The 17,092-nt window shown below is 71.1% G+C and carries 9 protein-coding genes; 6 read left to right on the forward strand and 3 right to left on the reverse strand.

Annotated elements, in window-relative coordinates:
• Window positions 1-2: 2 nt before the first annotated feature.
• The gene (gene yczR, locus IE195_RS15350; protein WP_191271980.1) at window positions 3-1,463 is read right to left on the reverse strand and encodes a MocR-like transcription factor YczR; all 1,461 of its coding nucleotides are present in this window, start codon (window positions 1,461-1,463) and stop codon (window positions 3-5) included.
• A 186-nt stretch (window positions 1,464-1,649) separates the two neighbouring features.
• Here yczR and yczE point away from each other — a divergent pair, with 186 nt between their 5' ends.
• Window positions 1,650-2,339, forward strand: a complete 690-nt coding sequence (yczE, locus tag IE195_RS15355) for a membrane protein YczE (protein ID WP_191271982.1) — start codon at window positions 1,650-1,652, stop codon at window positions 2,337-2,339.
• Between the two features lie 398 nt (window positions 2,340-2,737).
• Window positions 2,738-4,543, forward strand: coding sequence for a glycoside hydrolase family 15 protein (locus tag IE195_RS15360; protein ID WP_225943321.1), 1,806 nt, complete (start codon window positions 2,738-2,740; stop codon window positions 4,541-4,543).
• Window positions 4,544-4,764: 221 nt separating this feature from the next.
• On the opposite strand, the gene IE195_RS15365 is transcribed toward IE195_RS15360, so the two are convergent.
• Complete coding sequence (locus tag IE195_RS15365; RefSeq protein WP_191271984.1) at window positions 4,765-6,795, reverse strand: protein kinase domain-containing protein; 2,031 nt, start codon at window positions 6,793-6,795, stop codon at window positions 4,765-4,767.
• A gap of 168 nt (window positions 6,796-6,963) precedes the next feature.
• On the opposite strand from IE195_RS15365, the gene IE195_RS15370 reads away from it, so the two are divergent.
• The 4 genes from IE195_RS15370 to IE195_RS15385 all read left to right on the forward strand — a co-directional run bounded on the left by IE195_RS15370 (window position 6,964) and on the right by IE195_RS15385 (window position 16,314).
• A complete protein-coding gene (locus IE195_RS15370) occupies window positions 6,964-8,622 on the forward strand; it encodes a serine/threonine-protein kinase (protein ID WP_191271986.1) in 1,659 nt (552 codons plus the stop codon).
• A gap of 114 nt (window positions 8,623-8,736) precedes the next feature.
• Window positions 8,737-9,411 carry a uracil-DNA glycosylase gene (locus IE195_RS15375; protein ID WP_191271988.1) on the forward strand — a complete coding sequence of 225 codons (675 nt, stop codon included), beginning with the start codon at window positions 8,737-8,739 and terminating at the stop codon, window positions 9,409-9,411.
• A 147-nt stretch (window positions 9,412-9,558) separates the two neighbouring features.
• Window positions 9,559-12,789: an NACHT domain-containing protein gene (locus IE195_RS15380; RefSeq protein WP_191271990.1), complete on the forward strand. Its 3,231-nt coding sequence runs from the start codon at window positions 9,559-9,561 to the stop codon at window positions 12,787-12,789.
• 210 nt (window positions 12,790-12,999) lie between these two features.
• Entirely contained in the window at window positions 13,000-16,314 is a 3,315-nt protein-coding gene (locus tag IE195_RS15385) for an NACHT domain-containing protein (RefSeq protein WP_191271992.1), read from the forward strand.
• Here IE195_RS15385 and IE195_RS15390 read toward each other — a convergent pair.
• Window positions 16,292-17,089, reverse strand: coding sequence for an SIR2 family NAD-dependent protein deacylase (locus IE195_RS15390; RefSeq protein ID WP_191271994.1), 798 nt, complete (start codon window positions 17,087-17,089; stop codon window positions 16,292-16,294). The two genes, IE195_RS15385 and IE195_RS15390, sit on opposite strands and share 23 nt — an antisense overlap.
• Window positions 17,090-17,092 lie beyond the last annotated feature (3 nt).

Genomic DNA, 17,092 nt, shown 5'->3' on the forward strand with positions numbered 1-17,092 from the left:
GTTCACAGGTACAGCTGGCCGCGCGGCTGCGAGGGGTGGGCCAGGGTTTCGGCGTAGGCCGCGGCCAGCCGCTCCACCGCGTCGGCCAGCACGTCCGGCGGCCGGGTGTAGGCCAACCGGAGATAGCGCTCCAGGGTGCCGTCGACGCCGAAGACCGGCCCGGCGGCCGGGTGCACCCCGTGCCGGACCGCCGCCTCGGCCAACGAGGTGGCGACCGGCTGGGGCAGGGACGCCCACAGCACCAGACCGCCGCCGGGCACGCTGGGGCGCCAGGCCGGCAACCGCTCGCGCAGGGCCGAGAGCAGCGCGTCCCGGTTACGGCGGAGCTGACGGCTGCGCTCCGCCCGGACGCGCAGCACGTCGGAGAGCAGGTGGGTGGCGGTGAGCTGGTCGTGTACCGACCCCGCCAGGTCGAAGCGCTGGCGGACCGCCATGAGCCGGGTCACCATCGGCGGGGTCGCACGCACCCAGCCCACCCGCAGCCCGCCCCAGAGCAGCTTCGCCACCGAACCGACGGTCAGCACCCGCCCGTCGGTGTCGTGCACGGCCACCGGGCTGGGCAGGTCGCCGGAGTCGATCGCCAGCTCCGCCCCGGACTCGTCGATGATCAGGTGCGTTCCGGCACGGCGGGCCTCACGGACCAGGATCCGGCGCTCCTCGTCGTCCATCAGCGCTCCGGTCGGGTTCTGGAAGTCCGGGATCATGTAGGCCGCGGCGGGCCTGCGCTGGCGGAAGGAGTCCACCAGGTACTCCATGTCCCAGCCCTGCGGGGTCACCCCGGTGGTGCGGATCCGCGCCCCGTTGCGGCGTGCGGCGTCCAGGCCGTGCGGGTAGGTGGGCGACTCCAGCAGAACCTCGTCGCCCTGCTGGACCAGCAGGTCCATGGCCAGGGTGATGCCCTGCTGCCCGCCGCTGGTGACGAAGATCTGCTCGGGCGCGGTGGGCAGCCCGCGCTCGACGTAGCGCCGGGCGATGGCGTGCCGGAGCTCGGGCAGGCCGTACGGGTAGTAGCCGATCCCGCCCACGTGCGCGGCGAGCTGCTCCGAGGCGTGGAAGGCGGCCTCGCGGAGCCCGTCGACCGCCGGCGGCGCCGCCACGCCCAGGTCGATCTGCTCGGCGGCGGGGGTGAAGGGCGCGGAGCCCCGGGTGCCGGAGTCGGGCAGGACCGTCCAGCTGCCCGCGCCCTGCCTGCTGTCGAGGAAACTGTTGTCGCGCAGCCAGGCGTAGGCCGCGGTGACGGTGTTGCGGCTGACACCCAGGGCGGCGGCCAGGTCGCGCTCGGCCGGGAGCCGGGTGTGCGTGGGGACCCTGCCGTCCAGGACGAGTCCGCTCACGGACCGGGCGATCGCGAGGTAGTAGGGGCGTTCGACGGGCGCCTCGCCGATCAGCCGGGCGAGCAGACGGCCGTTGATCCGCCGGGTGCCGCCACCGGTACCGGGGCGGTCGGTGCGCTGCCTCGCCATGGGGTTTCACCTCGTCGGGGGAGAAAACGGGCCAGTTGCTGGGATTGGCTCTTCAATACCGGCACCAACTCAGCCACCATACCGATGTGGCCCTACCGATGGACGGTCACCCGATCACCCGATGAATCAGTTCCGGCGCGGATCCCGCGCACCCGGAACCCGCGCACCCGGAAGAAGAGGTCGTCCTTGTCCGATCACCCCCCGCGTCTCGCCTCCGCCCTGGCCCGAAGGCTGCTGATCACCCCGGTCCTGCCCCGCCCCCGGCTGCGCCGCCTCGCCCAGCTCTACCTCGGCCTGTACATGTACGGCCTCAGCGGCGCCCTGCTCATCCGGTCCGACCTCGGCGCGATGCCCTGGGACGTGCTGCACCAGGGGCTCTCCCTGCAGACCGGGCTCTCCATCGGCACCTGGAGCGTGATCGTGGGCGCCCTGCTGATCCTGCTGTGGATCCCGCTGCGCCAGAGGGCCGGGCTGGGCACCCTGAGCAACGTCATCGTGGTCGGCGTGTCAGTCGACCTGTCCCTGTGGCTGCTACCCGAGACCGACTCCCTGCCGGTCCGGGTGCTGCTGCTGGCGTCGGGGGTCCTGGTGTGCGCGGTCGCGACCGGGTGCTACATCGGCGTGGGCCTGGGTCCTGGACCGCGGGACGGGCTGATGACCGGGCTGGCGGCGCGCGGGCTCTCGGTCCGCCTGGCACGCACCCTCATAGAGGTGACCGTGGCTCTGGCCGGATTCCTGCTCGGCGGGACCGTGGGGGTGGGGACGCTGGTGTTCATGGTGGTGATCGGACCCCTGGCCCAGGTGTTCCTGCCGATGATGCGTATGCCTGAGGAAGCACCGGAAAGCCCTACTCTGTCGGGCCGTCAGCCATCCTGACATCGTCGGTTGATCACCACGTCATAACTTCTCCCCGACAAAAGACCCCTATTCCCTGACAAACCTCCCCGCACGTTCGGATGCACGTGCACTTTCGGGTAGCCAGAGCCCGGCGAAGCATGGAAGATGGGGACCGCGGTAAACGGCACAGGGCCGGGTTCGGGCACTTTCCACCACCGCCCTTTTCGGCTGCCCTCACCTGGGCACATACCAGGCAAAGGCAGTGGCGGGCGGTCTGGGGGAGGCATGACCCGAACGGCGCCCCGACCTGGAGGCGGGTCGGGTGGGGGACCCCGAACGGGACGTGCGCACGGGCGTGCGCGCGGCGGCTCGCAAGGAAGCGACGCGACCCGTACCAACGGGGCGACTCGCGCTCCGCGCAGGACCATGACGACGTGTTGGGGGTGAGCCGCGTGCCCGGCTGGATTGAAGACTACGCAATGATCGGCGACATGCAGACCGCCGCGCTGGTCGGACGCGACGGTTCCATCGACTGGGCCTGCCTGCCCGACTTCGACTCCTCCGCCTGTTTCGCCGCCGTCCTGGGCGACGAGCAGAACGGGTGCTGGACCCTGCGTCCCGCCGACGGCGACCCCCGGGCCACCCGGCGCCACTACCGGGGCGAGACCCTCATCCTGGAGCAGGAGTGGGACACCGGGGACGGAACCGTACGGGTCATCGACTTCATGCCGCCCCGTGGCGGGGCCCCGCACATCGTGCGGATCGTGGAGGGGCTGAGCGGCACGGTACGGATGAGCACCACCGTGCGCCTGCGGTTCGACTACGGCCACGTGGTCCCCTGGGTGCACCGCGCCGGGACCGAACTCGTGGCCATCGCCGGGCCCGACGCGGTCTGGCTGAGCACCCCCGTGGTCCTGCAGGGCCACAACTTCACGCACGACGCCACCTTCACCGTCACCGCGGGCCAGCGAGTGCCCTTCGTGATGACCTGGCACCCCTCCCAGATGGAGGAGTCCGACCACCTCGACGCCGAGAAGGCCCTCTCCCGCACCGAGCGCTTCTGGGAGAAGTGGGTGAACCAGTGCAGCTACGACGGCCCCTACCGGGAGGCCGTCGTACGCTCCCTCATCACGCTGAAGAGCCTCACCTACCGGCCCACCGGCGGGATCGTGGCCGCCCCGACCACCTCCCTGCCCGAGGAGATCGGCGGGGTCCGCAACTGGGACTACCGGTACTGCTGGCTGCGGGACGCCACCATCACCCTGGAGGCGCTGATCCGCTCCGGGTACACGGACGAGGCGCTGGCCTGGCGTGAGTGGCTGGTGCGCTCCGTCGCCGGTGAACCGCAGCTGATGCAGATCATGTACGGCATCCGGGGCGAGCGCCGCCTCACCGAGTGGGAGGCCGACTGGCTTCCGGGCTACGAGGGGTCGAGCCCGGTCCGGATCGGTAACGCCGCCGTGGGCCAGTACCAGCTCGACGTGTACGGCGAGGTCATGGACGTGCTGCACCTGGCCCGGCGCTCGGGCCTGCGGGGCAGCGACTACCTGTGGGGGCTCCAGCGGACGCTGGTCAACTACCTGGAGTGGTGCTGGGACGAGCCCGACGAGGGCCTGTGGGAGGTACGCGGACCCCGCCAGCACTTCGTCCACTCGAAGGTCATGGCGTGGGTGGCCGCCGACCGTGCCGTGCGCAGCATCGAGGAGTTCGGCAAGGAGGGACCCATCGAACGGTGGCGGTCCCTGCGGGACACCATCCACGCCGAGGTGTGCGAGTACGGTTACGACCCCCAGCGCAACACCTTCACCCAGTACTACGGCAGCAAGGAGCTGGACGCCGCCCTACTGCTCATCCCCGAGGTCGGCTTCCTCCCCTACGACGACCCGCGTGTGGTCGGCACCATCGAGGCGGTCCGTGAGGAGCTGATGGTGGACGGTTTCGTACTGCGCTACCGCACGGACCTGGAGAACTCCGCCGACCAGCTTCCCGGCGACGAGGGCGCGTTCCTGGCGTGCAGCTTCTGGATGGCCAACGCCCTGCTGTCCATCGGCCGCCACGACGAGGCCCAGGAGCTGTTCGAGCGTCTACTGGCGCTGCGCAACGACGTCGGGCTGCTCGCCGAGGAGTGGGACCCCCGGATCGGCCGCCAGGTCGGCAACTTCCCCCAGGCGTTCAGCCACGTGCCCCTGGTGACCACCGCGCTCAACCTGGCCCAGCGCCAGGGCGGCTGGCGCGCCGAGTAGGCGCCTCGAAGCACGGCCCCGTCCCGGCGAACACACGGACGCCCCCGCGCCACCGCGCGGGGGCGTCCGCCGTTCCGGTACCGGGCGGAGAGGTGACCGAACGCGGCCGCCCCGAAGCGACCGGGCAGGCCGCCGGGCCAGCGACGACAGCCGCGGCTCCCGCGCCCGGGCGGCCTCGGGGCGCGCTGCCGCGGGATCAGTGCGGAGGCGCTGCCGCGGGATCAGGCGGTCAACGTGGGGTCGGCCCAGACCGGGTAGATGCCCGTGTCATCGCTCTCGACCTCGATGCGCAGGCGCAGGGCGTCCTCGACCCCCACCTCGATCTCCTTGACCTCGCCCAGGCGCAGCGTCTCGGTGGCCTCCGGCTCACCGTCGACGAGAACGGTGAACGTGGTCGTCGCCTCAGAGCTGGAGGTGTCCTCCACACCGATGGTGGCGGTGAAGGTCGTCCAGCTCCGGCCGAGGTTGTAGTCCACCCAACCCGTGCACGAAGAGCTGTACTGCTTGCAGAACCCGGAAACGATGGCGCGGTTGTAGGACTGGCCGTCGATGTCGGCGCGCCCGGTCTCGGGTTCCCAGTAGGTGGTGCTCGACTCGTCGACGATCTCCATCTGGGTGAGCAGCGTGGAATCGTTCTCCGGTTCCCGGGACTCGTCGTCCCCCAGTACCGACCCGGGGGCTCCGCTGCCCTCCTCCGCGGGAGGCGGGGTGGTCCTCTCGGGTTCGGGGGCAGCGCTCTGGGTCTCGGGCCCGGCCGGCTCGCCGGTGGCCTCGGACCCCGCCGGGTCCGCGACCTCGACGGAGGCGGACCCCACACGGTCCATGACGTAGTAGGTGAGTCCCCCGCCAGCGATCAGACACAGCACACCGAACACGGCGAACCCGACCAGGAGGGGTTTGCGGGACCTTCGCTTCTGCTCGGGCACGGGAGCGGCGAAGGCCGCGCCGGAGTTCGGGGCCCCATTCCACGAAGGCTGGGAACCGGTGTGGGGAAGGCCCTGGTAGCCCGGGGCCGAGTGCGTGTGGGGCGGTCGGTGCGGAGGGGGACCGCCCGGCTGGGCCACCGGAGCGGACACGACCGTCTGTGCCGGTGGTGCCGTTTGCGGAGGCGGTGCGCTCTGGTGTCCCTGGACCGGACGCGGCGGCACCTCCGGCGGCCGCGGCACGGAAGACCCCCCGCCCCCGGGGGGCGCGGGCTCGGCAGCCGACACCGCGGGGAGGCTCTCCGGCGGAGGCCCCGGGACCCGTCCGCCCCGCGGTGCCCCGCCGGGCACGCCCGGACCGGAAGGCACGCCCGGACCGGAGGGCTCGGCCGGGCCCGAGAGCGCACCCGGGCCGTCGGGCTCGGCCACCGGCCCCGTCCACGGTACGGAGGTGGCCAGGGAGCGCAGCGCGCGCACCCATTCCGAGGGTTCCGGGCGCTCACCGGACTCGGCCGAGAACATGGACATGATCAGCGCCCGCTGCCGCTCACCAGCACCCGCGACCAGGGGCAGCGCGCCAAAGCGCTCCCGCATCTGCTCGGGGGCGGGCGGCGGGTCCTCACCGGTCAGGGCGAAGAAGGCGATGGCGCCGAAAGCGTAGCGGTCGGTGGCGGGCGAGTACTCGCCGTTGAAGATCTCCGGAGCCGCGTAGCCGGGGGTGAACCAGGGGCGAGCCGTCATGTGCCGGGCGGCGATCCGGCTGAGGCCGAAGTCGACCAGCGTGGCCTGGCCCTCGTCGCTGATCATGATGTTGCCGGGTGAGAGATCGCCGTGGACCACCACCCTTCTGGAAGGGGTGGCCCGCCCCGAGTGCAGCACGTCCAACACCAGCGCGACCTGTTCGAGGTAGCTCAGCACCTCACGCTGGCCACGCGGCCCTTCCGTGGCGTGCTCAGCACGCCAGTCCCTCAGGTCTACGCCCTGCACGTAGTTCATGACCAGGTACAAAGCCCGGTCGGTGCACTCGTCGGCACTGCCGGCGGCATGCTCGGGGGCGCCTTCGAAATGCTCGCGGACACCGACCACGCCGAGACGGTTGATGAAGCGGAGGAGTTCGGCCTGCTCACCCCACTTGGCGCTGAGCTCGGCGAACTGCTCCCCGTTCACGGTCACGTCGGGGTTGAGGACCTTGACCACGACGGGTTCGGTCTGCCCGGCAAGATCGACCTCCGCCAGGTAGAGCGTGGCCTCTCCGCCACGCCCCACGGACCGGACCAGGCGGTACTTGTCCGGTTGGGAGTCCGGACCAACGTAGAGATTCAGGCTCACGGCTCTGACACTCATTCCACAAGGGGGGCTCACGGGGGTTCTGTGTGCCGAGGGCACAGGGAACACAGTAACGGCAGCGGTTGTACGCTTACGTCCTGTACCCCCAGGTGGCCGATGGCGGTCAGGCGGGGCCCACATCCCGAAACAGGCCGACGGTAAGGGGCACGGGTGCCGGAGGAACAGGTCCTGGGCGGCCGTTACCGCCTCCTCTCCCGCCTGGGCGCGGGCGGAATGGGCGAGGTCTGGAAAGCGGTCGACGAACTTCTGGACCGCCCGGTGGCGGTGAAACTGATCCAGCCCGAGAGAGTGGACTCGGCTGAGGCCGCGGCCCGGTTCCGCCGCGAGGTCCGGCTGACCGCCCGGTTGGCCGGACACCCCAACGTGGTGATCCTGCACGACTTCGGCCATGACGCTGATGACGGGCGTGCAGCGGGTGCGGTCTTCGCGGTGATGGAACTGGTGCAGGGGCGCCCCCTGACCGAGGTGCTGCGGGAGAGCGGCCCCATGCCGCTTGCCCGGGCCGCCACCCTGGCCTCACAGGCGGCCTCCGGCCTGGGCGCCGCGCACGCGGCGGGGATCGTGCACCGCGACGTCAAGCCCGGGAACCTCATGGTGATCGAGAGGGGCAGTTCCGAGGGCACCCTGAAGGTCCTGGACTTCGGCATCGCGGCGTTGACCGCCGCCACCCGGACCGACCGCATCACCCGGACCGGCCAGGTCGTGGGCACCCCGCTGTACATGTCGCCGGAGCAGATCCGTGGCGACCAGGTGGACCGGCCGAGCGACCTGTACTCGCTGGGCGCCATCCTGTTCCAACTACTGACCGGCAAGCCGCCGTTCCGGGATCCCAACCCGTTGACGGTGCTGCGGATGCACCTCACCGACGCCCCTCCATCGGCCGCCACGGTGCGCCCGGAGATCCCCCGGGAACTGTCGGACCTGGTCACCGCGCTTCTGGCGAAGCGGCCCGAGGACCGGCCCGCGCACGCCGAGGAGGTCCGGGAGCGGTTGGCCCCGTTCCTGCCGCCGCTGCGCCCCTCTCCGGCCCCCTCCCCTGTTCCAGCCCCGGCGCTGGCCCCCACGCGCCCCTACACCGAGGAGGCCCCGCGGCGCCCCGAGCCGGAAACCGCCGTGCACCCGAGTCGCCTGCGCGAACTCGTGGAGGCGGCGCGCGCCCGGGTGGACGCGGGCGAGTACGGCCCGGCCGCCGAGGAACTGCGCGCCCTGCTGCCCCTGCTGAGCACCGCCTTAGGCAAGGACCACCCGGACACCCTGCGGGCCCGGCGCAGAGAGGCGTACGCGACGGGCAAGAGCGGCGACCACGCCCGTGCGGTGCGGGGTTTCGAGGCACTGCTGCCCGATCTGGTCCGGCTGTACGGGCCGCGCCATCCGGAGACCCTGGCGGTCCGCTACTACCTGGCCACCAACGCGGGCCGGGCCGGTGACCACGCCCTGGCCGCCCGCACCCACGCAGGCCTCCTGCCGGACCTGGTGTCCGTGCACGGAGAGGACGCGGAAAGGGTGCTGAGCACACGCCTGTACCTGGCCTTCGAGCTGGGCGAGTCCGGAGAGCCCGGGCGCGCGGTGGAGTCGCTGGCCTCCCTCGTCCCGGACCTGGCCCGGCTCCGTGGCGGGGACGATGCCCTCACCCTGCGGGCCCGCCACTACCAGGCCGCCTACCTGGGCCACTCCGGCCGCCCGGAGGAGGCCGTCCGCCACTACGAGGCTTTGGTCGCCCACCACACCCGCCTACACGGCGAGAACGCCACCCGGACCCGCACCGTCCGCTCCCACCTGGCCCAATGGCAGGAACGCGTCCGCCGCTGACCGTCCGGCAGGGTCAGGGCGACCGGGCCCGGGGCCTGGCGCGGCGGGGTGTGTGACGGGGACGGCCGTCCGAAACGGCTGTGGCTGTCACTGTCTGGCGCTAGTGTTCTGGCCATGCCGAACAGGGACCTGAACGAGATCATGGACAGCGGCTGGGCGAAGGCGTTGGAGCCGGTCGCCCCGCAGATCGCCGCTATGGGTGACTTCCTCCGCAAGGAGGTCGCCGAGGGGCGCACCTATCTGCCCGCGGGCGAGAACGTGCTGCGCGCCTTCCAGCAGCCCTTCGACGAGGTGCGTGTGCTCATCGTGGGTCAGGACCCCTATCCGACCCCCGGCAACGCGGTCGGGCTGAGCTTCTCGGTGGCGCCGGACGTGCGGTTGCCCGCCAGTCTGCGCAACATCTACAAGGAGATGGTCGACGACCTGGGCGTCCCGATGCCCCCCAACGGCGACCTCACACCGTGGACGAAGCAGGGCGTCCTGCTGCTCAACAGGGTGCTGACGGTGGCGCCGGGCAGCTCCGGCTCGCACCGGGGCAAGGGCTGGGAGACCGTCACCGAGCAGGCCATCCGGGCACTGGCCGAACGGGACAAGCCCCTCGTCGCGATCCTGTGGGGCCGCGACGCCCGCAACCTGCGGCCGCTGATGCCGGGTGTCCCGTGTGTGGAGTCCGCGCACCCGAGCCCGCTCTCGGCCCGCAACGGCTTCTTCGGTTCCAGGCCCTTCAGCAGGACAAACGCACTGCTGGGGGAACAGGGCGCCGAACCGGTGAACTGGCAGTTGTCCTAGGGCGTCACACACCCCACCCCCTCCCGCAGAACTCCCCCGTATTCGCAAAACCCCTTCTGACGTGCGGACTCGGTACCTCCCCGGTACCGGGTCCGACCGCGTTCCCGCCCCTGACAGCCCCCCGGACGTGGAAGAGGCCCCGACCCGATGGCGAAACGGCTCAGCTACAGCGACGCGTTGAAGACGCTCGGCAGGAACGACTCGGAAGTACTGGACCTCGCGGAGAAGGTGGCCGACGGCGGTCTGGGGCTGGTGGGCGTACCCGACCTGTTCGGGGCACGCGGAGCCCTGGTGAGCAAGGGTCGCAGGGCACTGGAGGGGCTCGGCGGCAGGCTGCGGGGCGAGAGCAGGCTGTCCCGGACGGAGAGGATCGAGGCCGCGTACAGGATCCTGGTGGTCACGACCTTCTTCGAGGCTGTCGAGGAGGCTCTGCGGGAGCTGGGGGCGCCCTTCGAGTTGAAGGACCTGGAGATCACCGCCGGGGAACAGTTCTCGGTGTTCGCGAAGCGGTTGGACGTCGTCGACTACATGTCCCCCGCCGACAGGGTGAACGCTTCCGCGAAGGCCCTGGGGAAGAACGACGAGGACGTCTTCTCCGCCCTGACCGACGCCTTCGTGGAGTTCACCCTGGGGCTGGAGGTAGCGGAGCGGCACGGACTGACCCCGCAGAGGCACACGGTCCTCGGCAAGCTCCACGACTCCGTTCCCCTGCTCGCCCGCCAGGGGCTCGACGAGGCCCTGCTACGGCTCGCCGCGGAGGCGCCCGAGTTCGGGCTGTGGCTGCACGTGCAGGAACACGCCAGAACCCGGCGGGAGATCGGCACCGGGCTGAACGGGCTGCACAGGGAGCTCTCGGCCCTCGGCTCGGGCCGTGGCGCCACCCGCCGCAGGCAGGAGCTCACCGCCGCCTACCAGGCGGTCCTGGGCCGCCCGGTACTGCGCTCGGACGACGTCCCGGCAGGGCTCGTCCTGCCGCCGCTGCGCGACGCCTACATCCCGCCGCGCGGCCGGATCGCCCAGGTGACGAAGAGCGGGGACACCCCCTCCCGCGACGAGTGGTGGGAGCAGAGGACGGTCCAGGACGACCTCCAGCCGTTCGTGGCCGCCCTGCTCACCCACCCCTCGGCAACCGAGAGGCCCGTGGTGATCCTCGGGCATCCCGGAGCGGGCAAGTCCAAGTTCACCGAGATGCTCGCCGCCCAGCTGCCGCCGGAGGACTTCCTGCCGGTCCGGGTGGAGCTGCGTGCGGTCAGCCCGAACGCTCCCCTGCACGTCCAGATCGAGGAGGGCCTCGCCGCGGACCTGCACACCTCGGTCTCCTGGCGGGATCTGTCCGACGACGCCGACGGCGCCCTGCCGGTGGTCGTCCTGGACGGTTTCGACGAACTCCTCCAGGCCACCGGGGTGGACCGGTCGGACTACCTGGAGCGGGTCCAGGAGTTCCAGGAGAAGCAGGAGCACATGGGCCAGCCGGTGGCGGTGGTCCTCACCAGCCGGACCCTGGTGGCCGACCGGACCCGGTTCCCCCACGGCACGACGGTCGTCCGGTTGGAGCCCTTCGACGACGGCCAGATCGAACAGATGCTCCAGGTGTGGAACGGTGCCAACACCGGTGCCTTCGGTTCCTCCGGGCTGAGCCCGCTCACCGCGGACGTCGTCCTCCGCTACCGCGAGCTGGCCGAACAGCCCCTGCTCCTGCTCATGCTGCTCATCTACGACGCCCACGACAACGCCCTGGTCAGGGCGTCGGAGGCGCTCTCCCACGGAGAGCTCTACGAGCGCCTGCTGCGGATGTTCGCCAGGCGGGAGGTGGACAAACACCGCCCCGGCCTGGGCGGCGGGGCCCTGGACCGGGCGGTCGAGGACGAGCTGCGCCGGCTGGAGGTGGCCGCGACGGCGATGTTCGCCCGGGGCCGGCAGAGCGTGCGCGCCGAGGAGCTGGACCAGGACCTGGCCGTGCTGATGCCCGAGGCCGCCCGGGTCCCGGACGACGCCGACCTGCACGGGCGGATCGCCCCGGCACACCAGGTGCTGGGGCGGTTCTTCTTCGTGCACGAGGCGCGGTCCAGGAGCACCGACGGCACCAACAGCGCCTTCGAGTTCCTGCACGCCACCTTCGGCGAGTACCTGGTGGCCCGCATGGTGGTCGCGGTTCTGGAGGAGCTGGCCGAGGACCGCGCCCGGGCCTCCCGGCGCCGGAGCAGGGCCGCGCACCTGGACGACGGCGAACTGTACGCCCTGGCCTCCTTCGCCGTCTACGGGGGCCGCGACAAGGTGGTGGCCTTCCTCGACGAACTCCTGGGCCGGCTCCTGGCGCGGGACCCGGGCCTGCGCGATGAGCTGCGCGCGCTGCTGCTGGAGCTCTTCCAGGAGGCGCCCTTCCCGGCACCCAACCGCTCCTTCGCCGAGTACGAACCGGTTCGGCTCCCGATCACCGTGCGGGAGAGCCGCTACACCGCGAACCTGGTGATCCTTCTGGTCCTGCTCAGTGAGGACCCCGTTCCGCTGGAGGAGCTCTACCCCGCCGACACGCCGGACCCCTGGCAGGCGTGGCGGCGGACGGTGTCGCTGTGGCGGGCCCTGCCCTCCTCCCAGTGGTTCGGGCTGATGGACACCGTGCGCCTGCGCCACGTGGGGTACTGGGAGGCGGAGAACCCGGTCACCGTGCTGGAACGTGAGCGGGGCGGACCCTTCAACCTCGGCGAGTGCGTGGGGTTCGAGCTGCGCGCGGACGTGGAGGGCAGTACCGCGAACCTCAACCCCTACGAGGTGACCGTCCCCTCGGGGACGGTGACCTCACGGCTGCTCAGGTCCATCGCGATGCGCGCCAACGGGACCGCCTCCCGGCTGGCCCTGGTCCTGACCCCCTACCTGCGGTACGTCTCCGACGACCTGGGGACCTGGTACTCGGGTTCCGACGACGGCAGGAACTGGGTCGAGGCCCACGAGGTGCTCCGGCTGCGGCTGGAGCCGATCGACCAGCTCGACGACGCACAGCTGCTCCAGCGCCTCGGCAGCTACGAGCGCCTGCTGGACACCGCCGCGCTGGGCAGGATCGAACTGCTCACCCTGCGGCAGGCGGTGGAGGACCTGAGGCTGTGGTCAGGGCACGGGGGCGGAAAGGACGCCTTGAAGCGACTCGTGGGCGCCTTCCTCCGCAGGTGTCGGGAGGTCGTCGAGGGCCCCCAGGTCAGCCGCGAGACGCTGCACGTCCTCCTGGAGGAGCTGGAACCGCACACCGGCATCCCGGCGTGGAAGCTCGTCGGCAGGTGGGAGTCGGAGGGGCGTGCCCGCGGAGACGTCCCGGAGACCGACCCCTCGGTCCCTTTCCGGGCGGGAAGACTGCCCGAGTCCCCCCACGGCTCCGCCGGCCCCTGATCTGACTCATCGCCGGGGTTGTCCACAGTCCCCGAAAACCCCTTCTGTGCCTTTCCCGTCACATTTAGTGTGGTGGGAGATCAAGCCTCCGGCCACGATCCGCCTCCCCGACCTCCCGCATCCGCCCACCCGACTCCCCCGCATGACCCTGGTGGAGCGCCGCCCGAAGAGCACCCGGAACCGAACGCATACGGAAGGGCCACCCCCTCGATGGCGAAGCAGCTCAGCTACGCGAACGCGCTGAAGAGACTCGGCGGGCAGGACCGGCCGTTGCTGGACCTCGCGGAGAAACTGACCAACGAGGGGATGGACGCGGCCGGGGTGCCCGGTCTCTTCGGGCTCCGGGAGTTCGTGGTCGGTCACGGACGCAGGGGCCTGGAGAACCTGGGGGACAAACTCCGGGGCACCAGCAGGCTCTCCCGGATGCAGCGGATCGAGGCGGCCCACAAACTCCTGCTCGTCGTCTCCTTCTTCGAACCGTTGGACGCCTGCCTGTCCGAGGCCGGGGTACGTCTGCGCTCCGAGGATCTCGAACTGACCGCGGACGAACAGGAAGGGCTCCTGGAGCGCGCGCTCCGGGCGGAGTCCGTCTACGCCCCCGCGGAGGACTTCGTGTGGGACCGGGAGAACCTCTTCGACCGGGCCGAAGCGGTTTTCACGGCCGATTCCGAGATGCTGCTCCAACTGGTCCGGGGCCTGGCGGCGACCGAGCGCACCGGAATCGACGCCGGGCACGGCGGCAGGCTGGCCACGGCGCTGGGGAAGGACCTTCCCCGGCGGGCCCTGGCCGCCTACCGCGACCACTACCTGGAGCTGTGTACCGAGGCCCCCGAGTTCGGTATGTGGGCGCAGTTGCGCGAGCACGAGAAGACCCGCAGGCAGATCCAGCAGGTGGGGGACGCCTTCGCCGGGCTGCACGAGAGGCTCTCCCGGATCGGCTCGGGCAGAGCGGTGGGCGAGCTGCGGGGCCAGTTGTCCCGCAAGTACCAGGCGCTGCTGAACAAGCCGGTGCTCCCGGTGGAGGACGTGCTCCCCGAGGACCTGCCCGCCGGGATGGTCATCCCGTCCCTGGGCGACTGCTACGTGCCGCCGAGCGCCCGTGTGGCCCGGGTCTCCCGGGGTGACGCCCCTTCCGCCAGGGAGTGGTGGCAGGAGCACGAACTCCTCCCCGACCTGCAACGGTTCCTGGCCGCCCGGCTCACGCACCCGGACATGACCAGGTACCCGACCGTGCTCCTGGGCGAACCGGGGGCGGGCAAGTCCAAGCTCACCGAGGTTCTGGCCGCGCAACTGCCGGAGGAGGACTTCCTGGCGGTCCGGGTGGAGTTGCGCTCGGTCAGCGCGGACGCCGCCGTACACACGCAGATCGAGGAGGGCCTCGAACACGACCTGCTCACCGGGGTCCGCTGGACCGAGCTGCTGGCCGAGGCCGGGGGCGCCCTGCCGGTGATCATCCTGGACGGTTTCGACGAGCTCCTCCAGGCGGCCGGGGTGGAGCGGTACAACTACCTGGAGCAGATCCGGGACTTCCAGGCCCACCAGGAGGACATGGGGCAGCCGGTGGCGGTGATCGTCACCAGCCGCACGCTCAGCGCCAGCCGGGTCCGTTTCCCCGAGCGCAGCACGGTGATCCGGTTGGAACCGTTCGGCGAGGAACAGATCGAGCGGGTGCGGCGGGTCTGGAACCACGCGAACCGGGAACTGTTCCGCTCCCCCGGGCTCCAGCCTCTGGACCTGAGCCGGCTGATGGCCTATCCGGAGCTGAGCCGGCAGCCCCTGCTGTTGTTGCTGCTGCTGGTCTACGACGCGCAGGACAACGACCTGCAGCAGGCCCCGGACTCACTGTCCCTGGGAGAGCTGTACGAGCGGCTGCTGACCACCTTCGTCCGCCGACAGGTCCGAAAACACCGTGACGCCCTCGCGGAGAGGGACCTGCGGCGGGAGGTGCAGGGCGAGCTGCGCCGGCTGGAGGCGACGGCGCTGGCGATGTTCACCCGTCAGCGGCAGAGCGTGGGTTCGGCGGAGCTGGGTGAGGACCTGCGGGCTCTCAAGCTGGACGACCCCCGACCACAGGCGGAGACCAGCACCAGCCTCCCGATCAAGGCCGCCGAACTGCTGCTGGGACGGTTCTTCTTCGTACACGTGTCCCGAGCCAACGCCAGCGGGCCCGACGAGGCCCCCCTCAGCGCGTACGAGTTCCTGCACGCCACCTTCGGCGAGTACCTGACGGCACGGATGGTCCACCGGGCGCTGCGTGCCCTGGTCAACGAGCGTGTGCGCCACGAGGAGGAGGATTCCTGGGGGGAACCGCCGAACGACGGCCTCCTGTACGCCACCTCCTCCTTCGCCTGTTACTCGGACCGGGAGCGGATCGTCGACTTCCTCCGGGAGCGGATCGGGAAGGACATCGGCGGGGACGAGGGGCGGCGTGCGCACTACTGTGCACTGCTGGTCGAACTCTTCCGGCAGGCTCCCTACCCGTCCCCCGACCGCCTGCACTCCGCCTACCAGCCCCGGCGGCTCCCCCTGACCAGCAGGCAGGCGCTCTACACGGCCAACCTGCTGGTCCTGTTCCTGATCGCGCGGGGCGAGCCGGTGGACATCCGTGAGCTCTTCGCCGACCCCGACGGAGAACCGCCCGCCCTGCACCGGTGGCGCTCGGTCGCCGCCCTGTGGCGCGCCCTGCCCTCGGCCGACTGGTTCACCGTCCTGGACACCCTGAGGTTGCGTCACCTCAGGAGTGGGGAAAGCTGTCTGGAGTTGGAGGACCGCTCCCCCGTCAACGTCGGCGAAAGCATCAGGTTCGAGCTGCCGGATCCCACACACACGAGCGCGCACGGCCCCGTTCCGGCGGACGACGCCTACCCGCGCACCGTGGCCTACAACAGGTCCATCGGCCAGATGCTGCGCTCCACGGCGCTGCGGATCAACGGCACCGCGGCCCGAACGACCCTGGATCTGCTTCCCTACCTCGATCTGTACACGGACAGCCTGGGTGCGTGGAACGGCTACTCGAACACCGACGAGACCTGGTCGCTCGCACACGAGCTCCTCCTGCTGCGCCTGTCCCCGGCCACGGCCGAGTCATCGCACCGCAGACTGCACGCCTACCGCAGAGTTCTGGGCTACGCGATCGACGCGTCCGGCCTGTTGGCCCTCAAGCAGGCGGACGAGGATCTGCGGAACCCGCGAACGGACGACGCCTACCGGTCGAACCTACGCCACCTACTGGACGAACACCTGAACGTCGTGGCCATCGACGGGCGCATCTCCTCCCACCGCGGCGAGACGGAGGAGGTCCTGGACCAACTCTCCGCCCACCTGTCCCCGGGACTGGCCGATCAGGTGCGGGGCGAGCTCAGGGGCCCGGGGGATGCGTCCGCACCCGACGGGTCCGTCGTCACGGACACGTTCACGGGATCGGAGAACAGCGTGGTGGATCTCAGGCCCTTCGTGGACGAAGCGCACCAGGACCCCTGGTCCACCATCCGTGAGAACCCGTCTAACCCGTCAGAGCCCTTTTGACCAGAGCTGGGACGACGTCACCGATGGGGTCGTGCAGGACCGCGCTGGCGTAGTCGTCGTAGGGGGTGGGTTCGGCGTTGACGATGAGCAGCGACGCCCGCGCCATCATGGCGACGTCGCACAGTCCGGCCACCGGGTGAACGGTCAGGGAGGTGCCCACCGCCATGAAGACGTCGCACTCGCGGGCGGCCTGCGCGGCCCGTTCGATGACCTCGGGGTCGAGGCGCTGGCCGAAGGAGATGGTGTCGGACTTCTGGATCCCCCCGCACTGCGCGCAGCGCGGGTCGGACTCGTCGTCGAGGCGGGCGAGCACCGCGGCGCTGGGGGTGCGCAGCCCGCAGGCCATGCACATGACCCGGAGCATGGTGCCGTGCACCTCGACGACCTCCTCCTCGGGGACTCCGGCGCGCTGGTGCAGGCCGTCGATGTTCTGGGTGACGAGCGCGTGCAGGCGCCCGGAGGAGGCCAGGTCGGCCAGGGCCTGGTGGGCGGCGTTGGGTTCGGCCTCCCAGACCTGGTGGGCGCGGCGGGCCAGCCAGGTCTGGCGGCGCACGTCCACGTCGCCCATGTAGGTGTCGATGTCCGACATCGCCTGGGCGTTGGGGTTGGTGGTCCACAGTCCCTGGGGGCCGCGGAAGTCCGGGATTCCGGAGTCGGTGGACACCCCGGCTCCGGTCAGGACGGTGATGCGTCGGGCGGACGCCAGCAGCTCGGCAGCCTGTTCGTACCCCTCCGGGTCGGCGAACGGCGCGGTGTCGTCGGTCATCGAGGCCATACC

Source organism: Nocardiopsis terrae (genome assembly GCF_014651695.1).
GTDB classification, from domain to species: domain Bacteria; phylum Actinomycetota; class Actinomycetes; order Streptosporangiales; family Streptosporangiaceae; genus Nocardiopsis; species Nocardiopsis terrae.